This window comes from Streptomyces vinaceus (assembly GCF_008704935.1).
GTDB lineage: Bacteria > Actinomycetota > Actinomycetes > Streptomycetales > Streptomycetaceae > Streptomyces > Streptomyces vinaceus.
The window spans coordinates 729586-742933 of the sequence record NZ_CP023692.1; the positions used below are offsets into that span (position 1 = coordinate 729586).

12 protein-coding genes are annotated in these 13348 nt (G+C 73.2%); 6 read left to right on the forward strand and 6 right to left on the reverse strand.

The annotated features are described in order from the left end of the window. Window positions 1-65 precede the first annotated feature (65 nt). The 4 genes from CP980_RS03285 to CP980_RS03300 are packed head-to-tail and all read left to right on the forward strand — an operon-like array spanning window position 66 to window position 4598. Entirely contained in the window at window positions 66-1370 is a 1305-nt protein-coding gene (locus CP980_RS03285) for an ABC transporter substrate-binding protein (RefSeq protein ID WP_150492564.1), read from the forward strand. Then, window positions 1357-2304, forward strand: coding sequence for a carbohydrate ABC transporter permease (locus tag CP980_RS03290; RefSeq protein WP_150492565.1), 948 nt, complete (start codon window positions 1357-1359; stop codon window positions 2302-2304). The genes CP980_RS03285 and CP980_RS03290 overlap by 14 nt, the downstream gene beginning before the upstream one ends. Next, entirely contained in the window at window positions 2301-3134 is an 834-nt protein-coding gene (locus CP980_RS03295) for a carbohydrate ABC transporter permease (protein ID WP_132753826.1), read from the forward strand. The genes CP980_RS03290 and CP980_RS03295 overlap by 4 nt, the downstream gene beginning before the upstream one ends. Before the next feature lie 45 nt (window positions 3135-3179). Then, the gene (locus CP980_RS03300) at window positions 3180-4598 is read left to right on the forward strand and encodes a GH1 family beta-glucosidase (RefSeq protein WP_150492566.1); all 1419 of its coding nucleotides are present in this window, start codon (window positions 3180-3182) and stop codon (window positions 4596-4598) included. Here the strand turns inward: CP980_RS03300 and CP980_RS03305 are convergent. The 4 genes from CP980_RS03305 to CP980_RS03320 form a co-directional block, all read right to left on the reverse strand. Next, the gene (locus tag CP980_RS03305; protein WP_150492567.1) at window positions 4570-5226 is read right to left on the reverse strand and encodes a HutD/Ves family protein; all 657 of its coding nucleotides are present in this window, start codon (window positions 5224-5226) and stop codon (window positions 4570-4572) included. The two genes, CP980_RS03300 and CP980_RS03305, sit on opposite strands and share 29 nt — an antisense overlap. Window positions 5227-5327: 101 nt before the next feature. Next, window positions 5328-7076, reverse strand: coding sequence for a glycosyl hydrolase family 18 protein (locus tag CP980_RS03310; protein WP_167535780.1), 1749 nt, complete (start codon window positions 7074-7076; stop codon window positions 5328-5330). Window positions 7077-7185: 109 nt separating this feature from the next. Further along, window positions 7186-7929 (reverse strand): hypothetical protein, encoded by a 744-nt coding sequence (locus CP980_RS03315; protein ID WP_150492568.1) that lies wholly within the window; start codon window positions 7927-7929, stop codon window positions 7186-7188. A 200-nt stretch (window positions 7930-8129) separates the two neighbouring features. Beyond that, window positions 8130-8861 carry an NADPH-dependent F420 reductase gene (locus CP980_RS03320; protein ID WP_132753834.1) on the reverse strand — a complete coding sequence of 244 codons (732 nt, stop codon included), beginning with the start codon at window positions 8859-8861 and terminating at the stop codon, window positions 8130-8132. Between the two features lie 346 nt (window positions 8862-9207). On the opposite strand from CP980_RS03320, the gene CP980_RS03325 reads away from it, so the two are divergent. Further along, on the forward strand, window positions 9208-9726 hold the full coding sequence (locus tag CP980_RS03325; RefSeq protein WP_229906871.1) for a hypothetical protein: 519 nt from the start codon (window positions 9208-9210) through the stop codon (window positions 9724-9726). A 69-nt stretch (window positions 9727-9795) separates the two neighbouring features. Here CP980_RS03325 and CP980_RS03330 read toward each other — a convergent pair whose 3' ends face one another. Then, window positions 9796-11157, reverse strand: coding sequence for an FAD-dependent oxidoreductase (locus tag CP980_RS03330; RefSeq protein ID WP_132753836.1), 1362 nt, complete (start codon window positions 11155-11157; stop codon window positions 9796-9798). A gap of 175 nt (window positions 11158-11332) precedes the next feature. Here CP980_RS03330 and CP980_RS03335 point away from each other — a divergent pair, with 175 nt between their 5' ends. Further along, entirely contained in the window at window positions 11333-12382 is a 1050-nt protein-coding gene (locus tag CP980_RS03335; protein WP_150492569.1) for a PHP domain-containing protein, read from the forward strand. 13 nt (window positions 12383-12395) lie between these two features. Here the strand turns inward: CP980_RS03335 and CP980_RS03340 are convergent, their stop codons facing one another. After that, window positions 12396-13271, reverse strand: a complete 876-nt coding sequence (locus CP980_RS03340; RefSeq protein WP_150492570.1) for a UbiA family prenyltransferase — start codon at window positions 13269-13271, stop codon at window positions 12396-12398. Window positions 13272-13348: the final 77 nt, after the last annotated feature.

Here is a 13348-nt window from a genome sequence, read left to right on the forward strand (position 1 = left end):
GCGCTCTCAATGCTGGCGCACTCCCACCCCCGCACCCTGCCCGTCCAGGCCAAGGAGGCCGCCCCATGCCGATCCCCCGAACCGTCGAGAGAGCCGTGGTCCGCCTCGGCGCCGTCGCGCTCACCGGAGTACTGCTGGCCGCCTGCGGATCAGGGTCGGGCGGCGGCTCCTCCGATTCCGCGGGCGGCGACGTCACGCTCACCGTCGACCTGTTCGGCTCCTTCGGCTACCAGGAGTCCGGCCTGTACGCCGAGTACGAACGGCTGCACCCCGGCACGAAGATCAAGCAGACCGACACCGAGGACGAGCAGGACTACTGGAAGTCGCTGCAGACCCGCCTCGCGGGCGGCGGCGGCCTGGCCGACGTCCAGGGCGTCGAGGTCGGCCGCATCGCCTCCGTCACCCAGCAGCAGGCCGCCAAGTTCGTGGACCTCAACCAGTACGGGGCCGGGGCGCTCAAGGAGGAGTTCGCCCCCGCCAAGTGGTCCGCCGCGACGACCAAGGACGGCAAGGTGCTGGGCCTGGGCACCGATGTCGGCCCCGAGGCCATGTGCTACCGCAGCGACCTGCTCCAGGCCGCCGGCCTGCCCACCGACCGCACCGAACTGGCCGCGCGGTGGGCCACGTGGGACGGCTACCTCGAACTCGGCCGCCAGTACAAGGCGAAGGCTCCGGCCGGCAGCGCCTGGCTCGACAGCGTGGGCAGCCTGAACGGGATCATGGTCGGGCAGGAGAAGGAGCGGTACTACGACGCGTCGGGCGCCCTGATCTACGAGAACAGCCCCGCCGTGAAGGCCGCCTGGGAGGCCTCGGTCAAGGCCGCGGGCGAAGGGCTCAGCGCCAAGCTGGACCAGTGGTCGCCGCCGTGGAACCAGGCGTTCTCCTCGGGCTCCTTCGCCACCCTGCCCTGCCCCGCCTGGATGCTCGGCTACATCAAGGGCCAGGCGGGCGACGCCGGCAAGGGCAAGTGGGACGTCGCGAAGCTGCCCGGCGGCGCGGGCAACTGGGGCGGCTCGTACCTGGCGGTGCCGGCCGCGGCCGCCCACAAGAAGGAGGCGTACGAGCTGATCAAGTGGCTCACCGCGCCCGAGCAGCAGACCAAGGTGTTCCGCGGGCAGGGCAACTTCCCCTCCGCCACCAAGTCGATCGGCGAGATCGCCGACGCCAAGGATCCCTACTTCTCGGACGCGCCGATCGGCAAGATCTTCGGCGAGGCCGCCGAACAGGCCCCCGTCCAGGTGCTCGGCCTGCACGACAAGGACATCGCCGACCAGATCAACAACGCGCTGAGCGAGGTGGAGCGCAAGGGCACGGCGCCCGAAACGGCCTGGTCGAACGCGAAGAAGGCCGTCAAGAATGCCCTCGGCTGAGCCCCTGGCACTGACGGCGCCGAAGGCTCCGGAGGCCCCGAAGGCACCCAAGGCACCGCTGTCCCCGTACGCCTTCCTCGCCCCCTTCTTCACCCTGTTCGCCGCGTTCGGGATCTTCCCGCTGCTCTACACGGCGTACGTCTCCCTCTACCGCGCCGAACTCCAGACCCCGGGCGAACTGGAGTGGCGCGGGCTCGGCAACTACACGGCCCTGTTCACCGATCCGTTCTTCTGGACGGCGCTGCGCAACACCTTCACCATCGGCGTGCTGTCCACGGTGCCCCAGCTCCTGATGGCGCTGGGCCTGGCCCACCTGCTCAACTACCGCCTGCGCGCCCGTACGTTCTTCCGTACCGCCCTGCTGCTGCCGTACGCGACCTCGGTCGCCGCCGCCTCGCTGATCTTCGCCCAGCTCTTCGGGCACGATTTCGGGCTGGTCAACCGTCTGCTGGACCTGGTGGGCATCCGCCCGGTCGACTGGCAGAACGGCACGGCCGCCTCCCAGATCGCCGTCTCGTCCATCGTCGTCTGGCGCTGGACGGGCTACAACGCGCTGATCTACCTGGCCGGCATGCAGACGATCCCGGCCGAGCTGTACGAGGCGGCCGAGGTCGACGGCGCCTCCCGGTGGCGGCAGTTCCTCCACGTCACCGTGCCCGGTCTGCGCCCCACGATCGTCTTCACCTCGGTCGTCTCGACGATCGGCGCCACCCAGCTGTTCGGCGAACCCCTGCTGTTCGAGGGCTCGGTGTCCGGGGGCATCTCGCACCAGTACCAGACCCTCGGGCTCTACATGTACGAGCAGGGCTGGGGCTTCTTGCACCTGGGCCGGGCCGCGGCGATCGCCTGGGTGATGTTCCTGCTGATCGTGGTGGTGGTTGGAGCCAACGCCTGGGCCGGGCGCCGCCGTTCCCTGAAGGAGGCCGGCCGATGAGCGCGACCGCCGGCGGCCGGCGGGGCGGTCGGATCACGTACGCGGTCCTGATCTGCGCGGTGCTGGTCTCCGCCTTCCCGCTGTACTGGACCCTCGTCGCCGCGAGCCGCTCCAACGCCGAACTGGCGCGCCCGCTCCCGGCCCTGCTGCCCGGTCCGCGGCTTCCCGACAACCTCCGGTCCGTCCTGGACGAGGCGGCGATCGGCAAGGCGCTGCTCAACTCCCTCATCGTCTCCGGGGCGATCACCGTCGGCACGGTGCTGTGCTCCACGCTGGCCGGGTTCGCCTTCGCCAAACTCCGCTTCCGCGGCCGCGGGGCGCTGCTCGGGGCCGTCGTCGCGTCGATGATGATCCCGCCGCAGCTCGGGGTGATCCCGCTCTTCATGCTGATCGTCGAACTGCACTGGGTGAACCAGCTCCAGGCCGTCATCCTGCCCGGACTCGTCTCCGCCTTCGGGGTGTTCTTCATGCGGCAGTTCCTGGTGCAGTCACTGCCCGACGAGCTGATCGAGGCCGCCCGCGTGGACGGGGCCTCGTACGCCCGGATCTTCCGGTCCATCGTCGTGCCGGTCGCCCGCCCCGCCATGGCGGTCCTGGGCCTGCTGACCTTCATGACCGCCTGGAACGACTTCTTCTGGCCGATCGTCGCGCTGTCCTCGCAGGAGCCGACCGTCCAGGTCGCGCTCCGTCAGCTGGGCGGCGGCTACGTCCACGACCAGTCCGTGATCATGGCGGGCACGCTCCTCGGCACCCTGCCCGTACTGCTGGTCTTCGGACTCCTCGGCCGCCAGATCGTCGGCGGCATCATGCAGGGCGCGGTCAAAGGCTGACGCAGCAGCTCCCGCCCCTCCCCTCACCCTCTTTGGAGCCTTTCCATGACCACGCTCGACTCGTCTCCCCTCACGAGGACGGGGCTCGCCTTCCCTGCCGGGTTCCGCTGGGGCACGGCCACCGCCGCGTACCAGATCGAGGGCGCTGCCGCCCTGTACGGCCGGACCCCCTCCATCTGGGACACCTTCAGCCACGCCCCCGGCAAGGTCCTGCACGGCGACACCGGGGACACCGCCGCCGACCACTACCACCGCATGGACGAGGACGTGGAGCTGCTCCGGCGCCTCGGCGTGAGCGACTACCGCTTCTCGGTGGCCTGGCCGCGGGTCCAGCCCACCGGCCGGGGACCCGCTTCCCGCAGCGGCCTGGACTTCTACCGGCGGCTCGTCGACGCGCTGCTGGCCGCCGGGATCCGGCCGGTGGCCACCCTCTACCACTGGGACCTGCCGCAGGAGCTCGAAGACCTGGGCGGCTGGCCCGTCCGGCAGACCGCCGAGCGGTTCGCCGAGTACGCGGGGCTCGTCGCCGGGGCGCTCGGCGACCGGGTGGCCAGCTGGACCACCTTCAACGAGCCCTGGTGCTCGGCCTTCCTCGGCTACGCCTCCGGGGTGCACGCCCCGGGCCGCACCGAGCCCGAGGCCGCGCTGCGGGCCGCGCACCACTTCAACCTGGCCCACGGCCTGGGCACCGCGGCCCTGCGCGCGGTCCTTCCCCCGTCGGCCGAGGTCTCCCTGACGCTGAACCTGCACGCGCTGCGGCCGCTGACGCACTCCGCCGCCGACCTGGACGCGGTGCGCCGGATCGACGCGGTGGGCAACAGGATCTTCCTCGACCCGGTCTTCCACGGGCGCCTGCCGCAGGACCTGGTCCGGGACACGGCCGGGGTGACGGACTGGTCCTTCGTCCGGGACGGCGACCTGGCGGCGGCCGGGGAGCCGATCGACTGGCTGGGCATCAACTACTACTCCCCGACGGTGGTCGCGGCCGCCGAGCCGGGGCTCGCCGTCGCGCCCGCCGGTCCCTCGCCGTGGGTGGGCGCCGAGGAGCACGTACGTTTCCTGCCCGCGCCCGGACCCCGGACGGCCATGGACTGGCCGGTGGACGCGGGCGGCCTGCACGAGCTGCTGGTCCGGCTGCGCGACGAACTGCCGGGCGTACCGCTGATGATCACGGAGAACGGGGCGGCGTACGGGGACTACGCCGACCCGGAGGGCGATGTGCACGATCCCGACCGGATCGGCTATCTGCACGGCCACCTGGCCTCGGTGCACCGGGCGATCGGGGACGGGGCGGACGTACGCGGGTACTTCGTGTGGTCGCTGCTGGACAACTTCGAGTGGGCGTACGGCTACAGCAAGCGGTTCGGCCTGGTCCACGTGGACTTCGCGACGCAGCGGCGCACGCCGAAGGACAGCGCCCGCTGGTACGCCGACGTCATCGCCCGGGGCGGGCTGCCAGCCTGACCACCGCGGCGCGGCCCCGGGTACGCAGGAGGCAGGTGGCGGGGCCGGAGATCCGGGCCGCGTCGTACGGGCCGAGGGCCACCGGGCCGGCGGCCGCGCCGGCCCGGGGGGCGGTCCCGGCTCGGGCTACCGCTCCAGCTCCGGCTCCGGTTTCGGCTCCGGTTTCGAGTTCCGCCGGGCCGCCGAGGGCGACGACCAGCAGGGTCTCCCCCTCGGCGGCGGCGAGCGCGAGGGTGCCCCGTACGACCGCGGTCTGCGCCCGCACCCGGTCCCTGCGGTACATCACGTTGAAGTTCACGACGGGGCCGCCGAGGAGCCGGCAGTCGGTGGGGGCGTCGCCGGGGAACTCCTGCGGGGCGTAGCGCTCGTCGACGAGGCGGCGCGCGCCGGCCACCGTGAGGTCCATGCCCGCGCCCTCGGCCAGGGTCAGCGTACGGTCGACCCCGGGGAAGGCCGAGAACGGCCCGTCGGCGGCGACCTCCGCGAGACTGGCCCGCCAGCCGAAATCGGCCATCGAGGCGCCCTCCGGCCAGGCCGCGATCTCCCGGGTCACCCCGCCGCCGTTCTTCCAGGCGACCGCCGCGCGGTCGCCCGCGGGCAGGATCCGGACCTCGTTGCCGCCGGTCATGGCGCTGTTCCTTCCGTCGGGTACGCACCGCCCCGTGCGGGCGGTGCGTACCCCGGCGGCCGTCGCCGAGCCTATCGACCCGGCGGGACCCCCCGACCGGGCTATCCGACCGAGAGGTCGTCCCCGTAGACCGCGCCCTGTCCGTACCAGCCGTGCAGGTAGACGGTGACCGTGCCGGAGGCGCCCGTCGTGAAGGGGACCGCCAGCCTCGACCAGCCGGCCGAGCTGGTCCAGGCGCTGGCGCTCGCGCCGCCGCGGACGCCCAGGTAGGCGTAGCTGCCCTGTACCCAGCCGGCCAGCGTGTACTTCGTGTTCGGGGCGAGGGTCAGGGTCTGGGCGCACTCCCCCGTCTGCGAGGAGGTGGGCGCGGTCTTCAGCGCGTACGAGCCCCCGTGCGCGGGGGTGCCCACCACCGAGCCGCCGCTCTCACAGGTCCAGGGTGCGAGGGCGCCGCTCTCGAAGCCGCCGTTGACCAGGGCGCCGCTTCCGCCGCCGGGGCCGGAGACCGTGAGGGTGAGGACGGCGGTGTGGGTGAGGCCGCCGGCGGTGCCGGTGACGGTGATCGGGTACGTCCCCGGGGCGGCCGAGGCGGAGGCGGTCACCGTGAGCCGGGCCGAGCCGCCGGCCGTCACCGTGGCCGGGTCGACGGAGGCCGTGACCCCGGCGGGTGCGCCGGAGGCGGTCAGGGCGACGGCGTGCGCGGCGCCGGAGACGACCGCCGTGTTCACCGCGGCGGAGGTGGAGCCGCCGGGTGCCACGGAGGCCGATCCGGGCGCGACGGCGAGCGAGAAGTCGTCGGCGACGGGACCGCCACCGCCGGTGAAGGGGGCGAAGGTGTGGCTGAAGTACCAGGGGTCCTGGACGATGCCCGAGCAGGAGTCGGAACCGCCGGTGCCGGGGCAGCCGCCGTTGTCGCGCTGGAGCGCCCAGAAGGACAGAGTGTTGATGCCCTTGCCGGAGGCCCAGTCGTAGACGGCGGTGGCATCGGCGGTGGTGAAGGTCTCGGCGGGGCCGTAGTCGTCGATGCCCGGCATCTCGGTGACGCCGATCATGCCCCAGAGCTGGGCGGGGGTCTTGGCCGGGTACAGGGCGGCGAGCTGGTCGTGCAGCCCGGTGGCGGCCGTCTGGGTGTCGGTCGCCATGTGGTGGGTGGCGCCGTCGTAGTAGTCGAAGGTCATCAGGTTCACGACGTCCACCTGGGCGCCCGCTGCCTTGGCGCTCTTGAGGACGGCGAGTCCGCTGCTCGCGAGGCCGCTCGTGGTGGTGGGCAGGGTGTACGAGACCTGGAGCGGGCGGCCGTTCGCCGCGGCCCAGTCCTGGACCTTCTTGATCGCCTGGTTGCGCCGGTCGATGCCCGCCTTGTTGGTCAGCGAGTTGTCCTCGATGTCCATGTCGAGCCGGGAGACCTCGTAGGTGGTGATCACCTTCTCGTAGGCGGCGGCGATCGCGTCCACGCTGGTGCAGCTGTCGGCGATCTCGGTGCCGCCGTTGTCGGCCGCGTAGCCGCCGAAGGAGGGGATCACGTCGCCGCCGCGCGAGCGGATCGTGGCGAAGTCGGCGCCGAAGACGGAGGCGGAGACGGGCTGTCCTTTGTCCCCGTTCCAGTACGGGGTGCAGGAGCCCTTCGCCTCGGTCTGTACGAACGCCATGGTCAGGTACTTGGCGCCGGATTTCTGGGCCAGGTCGGCGGGGCTGTCGCCGTTGTAGGCCTCGAAGTACGGGGCGAAGACGTGCGCGGGCAGTGGGGTCGCGGCGTGGGCCGCGCCGCCGGCCCCGAGGACGAGGCCGGCGGAGGCGAGGACCGTGGTCAGCGCCGCGGATAAGGCATGGGGGGGCCTGGGACGTCTCATCGATGCTCCCGGTGGGGCGCGAGCGAACGGGCGGACGCCTCATGATTGGTCTGGACCAGGTGTGGGTCAAGGGTCCGGACCCCTCCGATTGCCGCGGCGGGAGCGGGAGTTACAGGATGCGCCGCGTGGTGAGGGGCAGCGAGACGTGTCCGGGGTGCTCGAAGTCGGCCCGTGTGCCCTCCGCCGCGTCCGCGTCGATCGCGTACACCAGGAGCGGGCTGCTGCCGGTGGGGCCCGTTGCGGTGGCGCGCAGCCGGTAGCGCTCGGTGCGGACGGCGTCGCGAGCCAGGGCGGTGCCGCCCGTGTAGAGGTGGGCGGGCTTGGCATCGGTCGCGATGCGCAGGTCCGCGGCGCGCCAGGTGCCGGTGGCGGGGTCGCGGCGTTCCAGGACGAAGGGGGTGGCGGGTCCGGGGAGGTCGCCGGGTTCGCCGGTCAGGGGCTCCATCTGGAAGGCGATGAGCAGGTGCCCGTACGCCTGGGAGTTGCCGTTGTGAACGGTGACCGTGAACTCCTGGGCGGGGCCGCCGCGGACGAGTTTCAGCCCGCCGCCGCTCGCGGCGGCCGCGGTCAGGGACAGCCGGGTCACGACGGCCGGGGCCGCGGCCGGCGTCTTCCCGGGCGCCGCCGGGGAGGCGGGGGCGGAAGCGGAGGCCGGGGTGGGGGTGACGGCCGACGCGGAGGGGGTCGCCGTGGCCGGTGCGGTCGCGGACGGGGAGGCGGAGCCCGAGGGCGGGGCGCTCGCGGACCGGGCGGGCGCGGCCGGCCGGTCCGGGTGGCCGGAGCAGGCCGTCAGGGCGGCCGCGAGCGCCACCAGTACCGCCGGGGCGATCAGCGGACGGGGTCTGACGTGCATGGTGGGCCCTCCTACGGCTCCCGTGAGGGCAGGACCGTAACAAGCCCGGGGCATCGGTGCGGGGGCGCGGAGGATGACGCTTCGGTATCGGTTCCGGGCGGGGGCGAGCTCGGGGGGGGCGCGAGCTCCGGGGGGCGGGGGCGCGGCGCAGGCGCCGGGCCGGCGCGGGAGGCCCCGACTCCCGCGCCCGCCCCGGGCGGTCAGCCCTTGAAGGCGTCCTGGCGGACCGGCGAGGCCTCGGCGAGGGCCTTGACCACCGCGTCGGTGCCCGCCCGGAGTCCGTATACGGGAGTGCCGGGTTGCTGGCGCCAGGAGTCCTCGATTCCGCCCGCGTCGACGGTGTCGAAACCGAGCTCGTCGATGAGCGCCCGGACGGTCTCCTTGGCCGCGGCGTCGTCGCCGGCCACCGGGAGGGCCACCCGGTCCGGGGCCCCTGCCGGGCGGTGCAGGGCCAGGATGTCCTCGGCGTACGTCCCGTTGAAGGCCTTGACCACCGGGTGTCCGAGGCGGCGCTGGCTCCAGCCGCTCTCGGTCAGGCCCTCGTCCTCGATCTCGGCGATGCGGCCGTCGCGCTGCTGGGGGTAGTAGTTGCCGGTCTCGATCAGGACGAAGTCCTTCGCCGCTCCGTCGAGCAGGCCGGCGGGCAGGTCCGCCACGTTCTTCAACGGGACGGTGACCACGACGACCTCGGCGCCCCGCGCGGCCTCCGTGACGGCGACGGGCGTGGCGCCGGTCTCCTTCGCGAGGTCGGCCAGGGTCTCGGGGCCACGGGAGTTGGCCACGGACACCTCGTGCCCGAGGGCGGTGAGGCGACGTGTGAGGTTGCCGCCGATGTTGCCGGCGCCGATGATGCCGATCTTCATGAGCTCTCCAGTGCGTGCGGGGTGGTCGGGTGCTGCGTGGAGTCCGAACCACCGGCCGCCGCCGCGCATTCCGCGTACGGCCCTGCCGTCCGACGGATCCCCCGGACGAGTGGCCCGTCCCGGCCGTACGGAATCGGCCAGGGGAACTCCGGCGGCGCATGAGCGGAAATCGACTCCGGCCGTGCTGCCCGCCGACCACGCGCCGGATTTCGCGCCGGACGTGCGCACGGCGCTGCCGGCGGGGGTACGGGCGCTGCGGACGGCGGCGCCGAGCTGTCTGGGTTCGCCCCGATAGGCGGCTGTACGCCATCCGCGTCGCTTTCAGGCCATTTCACACGATCCGAGAACCGTCCCCCGGGGTGGCGGCGTCGGTGGGTTCAGTTACTCGGCTTCCGAACGGCGAAAGGTCCGAACGATGTCCCAGTCTCCGGCCAAGGCCAAGGTCAAGGCCCGGCCCATGCGCACCGCCTCCCTCGCCCTCGCGGCGACCGCCGCGACGGCCGCCCTGACCCTGGCCCTCGTCACCAGCGCCTCCGCCACCGCCGGCACGGACGCGCCGCAGGACGGCCGGGCGGCCGCCGCGGCCCCGTCCGCGTCCGGCAGCCCGGAGGGCGCGTTCTCGCGGATCACCGTCTTCTACGGCGCGTACATCGACGCGGTGTACGACGGCGACGGCACGCGCGCCAAGCAGCTGCGGGCCGCCTACCTCTCCGCACCGCTCCAGCGCGAGCTGGCGAAGTGGGAGGAGACCAACCACGCGGACGGCGTCCTGCGCGCGCAGAACGTACCGCTGGAATGGAAGGTCACCTACGTCGACAGCGGCATGGGCAAGACCAACGCCACCGTCACGCTGACGTGGAGCGGCTCCGACACCACCCAGCTCCACGTGCAGGCCGATCTGAAGACCCGGAAGATCCTGTCCATCACGGGCTGAGGACGCCGCGGACATGCGGCTGGGGGGCCACCGCCGGTGACCCCCCACCCGGTCGGGAGAGCGTGACGGTCAGGCCCCGCTCGCCTTCAGCATGTCCTCGCGCTCGACGATCTTCACGCGCTCGCGGCCCTGCGGCTCGCCCAGCGCCTTCTCGGCGGCGTCGAGCGCGTACCAGCCCTGCCACGTCGTGAAGCGGACGCCCCGCTCGCCCAGGAAGGCCTCGACGGCCTCGGGCTCAGGCGCGGCGGGCGTCCGCAGACGGCCGCCCGCGTGGTCCTCCAGCAGGTTCGCGACCGTCTCGTTCGCGTCGCCCTTGGTGTGGCCGATGAGGCCGATCGGGCCGCGCCGGATCCAGCCGGTGACGTACGTGGACTTCAGGTGCTCGCCGGCTTCGATGACGCGGCCGCCCTCGTCCGGGACCGTGCCGCTGTCGACGTCCCACGGCAGCTTGGGCAGTTCGTCGGAGAGGTAGCCCACGGCGCGGTAGACGGACTGGACGTCCCAGTCGGTGAAGCGGCCGGTGCCCTTGACGTTGCCCGTGCCGTCGAGCTCGGTGCGCTCGGTGCGCAGGCCGACGACCTTGCCGTCCTCGCCGAGGATCTCGGCGGGCGACTCGAAGAAGTGCAGGAAGAGCTTGTGCGGGCGCTCGCCGATGTCGCGGATCGCCCAGTTCTCCAGGGTCTTGGCGACCATGTCGGTCTGCTTGTTCTTGCGGCGCTCGGCGATCGAGCCCTCGTCGTAGTCGATGTCCTCGGGGTTGACGATGACCTCGATGGTGGGCGAGTGGTCGAGCTCGCGCAGCTCCATCGGGCTGAACTTGGCCTGGGCCGGGCCGCGGCGGCCGAAGACGTGGACTTCGAGCGCCTTGTTGGCCTTGAGGCCTTCGTGGACGTTCGCGGGGATCTCGGTGGGCAGCAGCTCCTCGGCGGTCTTCGCGAGGATGCGCGCCACGTCGAGGGCGACGTTGCCGACGCCGAGCACGGCGACCTTCTCGGCCTCCAGCGGCCAGGTGCGCGGGACGTCGGGGTGGCCGTCGTACCAGGAGACGAAGTCGGCGGCGCCGTAGGAGCCGTCGAGCTCGACGCCGGGTATGGCGAGCGCGCGGTCGGCGGTGGCACCGGTGGAGAAGATCACGGCGTCGTAGAACGAGTGGAGTTCGTCGAGGCTGATGTCGTTCGGGTAGTCCACGTTGCCGAACAGGCGGACCTGCGGCTTGTCCAGCACCTGGTGGAGGGCGGTGATGATGCCCTTGATCCGCGGGTGGTCGGGGGCGACCCCGTACCGGATCAGGCCGAAGGGGGCGGGCATCCGCTCGAACAGGTCGATGGAAACACCCGGCTCGACGGCCGCCTCGGACTTCAGCAGTGCGTCGGCGGCGTAGATTCCGGCGGGGCCGGCACCGACGATTGCTACCCGGAGGGGGCGAGGCATGACTGGTTCCCTTCGACCGAAAAACACTGGATCAAGGGGAACCCTAAACTAAGGACACCCTAACCCAGCACCCGCCCCCCGTTTATGGCCCTATAAACAGAGCTTATGACCTTCCCAAGACATCCTTGGGGGTGCCGGTCACACTGGAGTTCCGGAGGCACTCAGGAGGTACTCCATGGACCCGGTCGCGGCGCTGGAACGGATCGCCTTCCTGCTGGAGCGGGCACAGGCCCCGACCTACCGGGTGCAGGCCTTCCGGAAGGCGGCCGCCGCGCTGGTGCGCATGGGCGAGCCGGAGGTGCGCGAGCGCGTCGGGGCCGGGACCCTCGAAGCCGTCAAGGGCATCGGTCCGAAGACCGCCCAGGTGGTGCGGGAGGCGGTCGGCGGAGCGATCCCCGCGTACCTGCAGAAACTGGAGGACGAGATCGCGGCGCACCCCGAGGGCCCGCCGGCGAGCCCCGCCGCCCGCGCGCTGCGCGCGGCCCTGCGCGGGGACTGCCATCTGCACTCCGAGTGGTCCGACGGCGGCAGCCCGATCGAGGCCATGGGCCGGGCGGCGGCCGAGCTGGGCCACGAGTGGGCCGTGCTCACCGATCACTCCCCGAGCCTCACCGTCGCCCGGGGGCTCTCGCCGGAGCGGCTGCGCGAGCAGCTCGACGTGGTGGCGGAGCTGAACGAGGGGTGGGCCCCCTTCCGGCTGCTGACCGGCATCGAGTGCGACATCCTGCTCGACGGCTCCCTCGACCAGGAGCCGGAGCTGCTGGACCGGCTGGACCTCGTCGTCGGATCCGTCCATTCGAAGCTGCGGATGGAGTCGCCCGCGATGACGCGCCGGCTGCTGGCCGCCGTCCGCAATCCCCTGATGGACATCCTGGGCCACTGCACGGGACGGCTGGTGACGGGCCGGGGGCGGCCCGAGTCGCGGTTCGACGCGGAGGCGGTCTTCGCGGCCTGCGCGGAGTCCGGGACCGCCGTGGAGATCAACAGCCGGCCCGAGCGGCTGGACCCCCCGCGCCGGCTGCTGCGGCTGGCCGTGGAGTGCGGGGCGCTCTTCGCGATCGACACGGACGCGCACGCCCCGGGCCAGCTGGACTGGCAGCCGACCGGATGCGAACGGGCCGTGGAGTGCGGGGTGCCGGCCGAGCGGGTCGTGAACACCTGGCCGCGGGAACAGCTGCTGGAGTGGACCCGGACCCGCCGCCCTCCGGCGAAGGCGGCGGCCTGAGCCGACGGCCGCCTCAGGCCCGCCCCGCGAGCCCGGCCCCGCGCACCACCAGCAGCACGACATCGGCGCCGGCGACCGCCATCGTCGCCAGGAAGGGGATCCGGCTCCGGCCGGTCGGCCGCGCGGCCCCGAGGAGTACCGCCACGGCCGTCGCCGCGAGCAGCCCCCAGCCGTACGGCGGCACCCGCCCCGGCGCTCCCGCGACCAAGGCCACCGCCGAGCCGAGCACCAGGAGCCCGCCCACCGCCGCCGCACCGCGCGCGCCGATCCGGTGCGGCAGGCCCGAAACCCCCGTGGCCAGGTCCTCGTCGATGTCGGGAAGCACGTTGGCGAAGTGCGCGCCCGCGCCCAGCAGGGCCGCCGCGGCCGTCAGCCACCACGGCGGCCACGGCGCACCGGGCAGGCCGAGGGTGACGAAGGCGGGGAGCAGCCCGAAGGCGAGGGCGTACGGCAGCCAGGAGACGGCGGTGCTCTTCAGCCGCAGGTTGTACGCCCAGGCGGCGGCCACCCCGCACAGGTGCGCGGAGCCCGCGAGCAGGCCACCGGCCAGGGACAGCGGTACGCAGAGCGCCAGGGCCGTCAGCGCCGCGGCCGTCACCACGGCGGGCCGTACGGCGCCGGAGACCAGGGGTTTGTCACGGCGGCCGGTCGCCAGGTCCCGGGCGAGGTCCACCCGGTCGTTGCACCAGCCCACCGACAGCTGGCCCGTGCCCACGGCGGCCGCGACGAGCGCCGCGCCGGGCAGGCCGCGCCCCGCGGCCGCGGCCAGGGCGGCGGCCAGCAGCGTCACGGCGGCCGCGGGCACCGGATGACAGGACCTGAGCAGGCCCGGCAGCGGACCGGGCACCGGACCCGGTGCCGGGCCGACGGCGGCCGTCGCGGCGGGCATGGGCGGGATTCTGTCCGTGGCTTCGGCTCTGGCGCGGGGCACACGCCCACGCTAAGCCGCGCCGCGCCCGGTGTGCG